The organism is uncultured Ellagibacter sp., assembly GCF_934636505.1.
Lineage (GTDB): Bacteria > Actinomycetota > Coriobacteriia > Coriobacteriales > Eggerthellaceae > Ellagibacter.
On record NZ_CAKUAL010000120.1, the window covers coordinates 1 to 2,681 of the forward strand.

Consider the following 2,681-nt stretch of genomic DNA (forward strand, 5'->3'; position numbering starts at 1 on the left):
ACGATCGAGCGCATGGGGTTCGGCCCCGAGGCGGTCGCGCATCTCGAGAGCGGCAAGGCCGTGTTCGTCGAAGGCGGTGCGCCGGGCGACGTGCTCGCCATTGAGCTGACGGAGGAGAAGCACTCCTTTGCGCGTGCTCGCATCACCGAGGTGAAAGAGCCTTCGGCGTGCCGCGTGGCCCCCACCTGGGCGGAGCCGTCCTCGCAAGGAGTCGCTCCTTGGCAGCACCTCAGCTATGAGGCCCAGCTTGCCGCGAAGACCGACAACGTCGTTGCGGCGCTTTCGCGCACGGCCGGCTTCGGAGACGAACGCGCGGCTGCCCTCGTGCGCCCTTGCCTGGGAAGCAAGCGACAGTGGGGGTATCGCAACAAGATCGAGCTCGGCGCGGCGTTCGATGCGGCGGGCATGTTCCAGCTGGGCTTTCACGATGAAGGCTGCCAAGACGTCGTCGCGAGCGCCACGTGCCCGGTTGCCTACAAGCAGATCGAGCGCGCTCCCAAGGCGCTGCGCGGGGCGCTCCGCTTCGCGCAAGGCGCAGACGACCTGGGAATTTTCCGCGTCGGCGTGCGGCATAGCGTGCGCACCCACAGCACCGAGGTCGCGCTTTGGACGACGCCTGCCGCCTTCCCGCGCGGCCATGTGGCCAACATCCTCAAGGGGTCGTTCAAGGCCACGAGCATTGTGCGCGTGCTCGCCGATCCCGGTCGCGCGCGCAAGATCAAGGGAGTGGAGGTGCTCGACGGCAAGGGCTTTTGGGAGGAGAAGCTGCTCGGCTTCACCTTCCGCGTGGCAGCGCCGTCGTTTTTCCAGGTGAACACCGCGCAGGCGGAAAAACTCATCGGCGAGGTCATTCGCGGGCTCGGTGGGGAAGTGGGCGATGAGGGGCCTGCCGGCCTTGACGAGATGCTCATTGCCGACTTGTACTCGGGCGGCGGCACGTTTTCCATCCCGCTCGCTGCGGCGGGCGCCGATGTGATTGCCGTCGAGTCGGCGGGAAGCTCCGTGCGAGATTTGCGCCGCAACGCCGACGCCAACGGGGTCGACATCGAGATCATCGGCGGCGATGCGGCCCGCGAGCTTCCCGAGCTGGGCGAGCTCGACGCGCTCGTCGTCGACCCGCCGCGCGCGGGCCTGGCGGACGGCGTGGTGGAAAGCATCGCTGCGGCGCGCCCCGAGCGCGTGGCGTACGTGAGCTGCAACCCCGCGACTTGGGCGCGTGACGTGGCCCGATTCGAGGAAAACGGCTACAAGCTGCTTTACGCGCAGCCGGTCGATTTGTTCCCCCAAACCTACCACGTCGAGGTCGTGAGCATTTTTGGGCAGAAAAATGCAAAATAGTTCTTGCCAAGGACCGCAACCTTTGCGATAATATCCTGGCTGCTTTCGCAAGGAAGCGACTTCGTCCCCATAGTCTAGAGGTTAGGACGCGGCCCTTTCAAGGCTGAGACACGAGTTCGATTCTCGTTGGGGGCACCATTCAAAACGAGCGGGCTGGAAATACTCTTCCAGCCCGTTTTTCATTTGTATGCCAAAGCGGCGGGCGGCTACTTCGCTCTCGCCGCCTTCTCGCGTTCCCACGCGCCGTATTCCGCACGTCTTTTAGCTCGCTTTCGTTTGCGAACATTGCGGTTTTTGCATCATGTTCGCCGCATACTGGTAGAATACAGGTTCGTATGCAATCATCTGCCCGCCCGTGCAGCCTGGTCGGCCGCCCTGCGGGTCAAGGAAACGCAAAGGAGCCGCCTTATGGCGTTGTACACCCCCGAATACAAGCCGAACGGCAACGAGATCGCCGTCCTCACCACTTCCAAGGGAACCATCCGCGTGCAGCTCGCCGGCAACGACGCCCCCATCCACGTGGGCAACTTCGTCGAGCTTTCCCAGAAGGGCTACTACGATGGTCTGAAGTTCCATCGCTACGTCCCCGGCTTCGTCATCCAGGGCGGCTGCCCGAACACGCGCGACCTCACGCCTGAGCAGGTCATCAACGAGGGTTCTCGTCGCGGCTGCGGCACGGGCAACCCGGGCTACTCCATCCATGAGGAGTACACCACCAACCCGAACAATGTGCACAAGGACGGCACGCTCGCCATGGCACGTTCGTCAAACCCCAACTCCGCGGGCTCCCAGTTCTACTTCTGCCTGGGCGCGCAGCCCTTCCTCGACGACGGCTACACCGTGTTCGGCCAGACCATCGAGGGCAAAGACGTCATCGGTCAGCTCCGCGTGGGCGATGTGATCGAGAAGATCGAGATCGAGAACGCCAACAAATAAACCGATATCTCGGCGTTTTGCCCGGATCGAAGGAACCAGATGAACAACGAGCTTTTCAACAAAGCGCAATCTCTCTACGACGCCAAGGACTTCCAGGGCGCGCTCATGGCGTTCACGCAGTGCCTGCAGGATGAGGCTATGCCGCCGGCGCCCGGCGAGACGGGGCGTTTGTACCACCAGATCGGCAACTGCCTGATCAAGCTGAGGGATGCCAACGAGGCCATCCAGGCGTACACGCAGGCCGTGGCCGATCCCGCCTACGACATGAAGGGCGCGGTCGACTGCAATCTCGGCATGGCGTACGCGTCGCTCCACGACTACGACAACGCGGTGCACTATTTCGAGGCCGCGGTGGCCGACGAGGGATACGACGCGCGCTACAAGGCCTACATCGGCATGGGCAACGC

Annotated in this window: 3 protein-coding genes and 1 tRNA gene; all 4 read left to right on the plus strand. The window is 63.6% G+C overall.

Annotated features, from left to right (window positions below; all coding sequences use genetic code 11):
* Nucleotides 1-1,338, plus strand: a 1,338-nt coding sequence (gene rlmD, locus Q0G18_RS09270; RefSeq protein WP_297152383.1) for a 23S rRNA (uracil(1939)-C(5))-methyltransferase RlmD, incomplete at its 5' end; no start/stop codon positions are given.
* Between the two features lie 63 nt (nucleotides 1,339-1,401).
* Nucleotides 1,402-1,476 (plus strand) — tRNA-Glu (locus tag Q0G18_RS09275).
* A gap of 270 nt (nucleotides 1,477-1,746) precedes the next feature.
* Nucleotides 1,747-2,274, plus strand: coding sequence for a peptidylprolyl isomerase (locus Q0G18_RS09280; RefSeq protein WP_297152386.1), 528 nt, complete (start codon nucleotides 1,747-1,749; stop codon nucleotides 2,272-2,274).
* 39 nt (nucleotides 2,275-2,313) lie between these two features.
* The coding region (locus tag Q0G18_RS09285; RefSeq protein WP_297152389.1) for a tetratricopeptide repeat protein at nucleotides 2,314-2,681 on the plus strand (368 nt) is incomplete at its 3' end.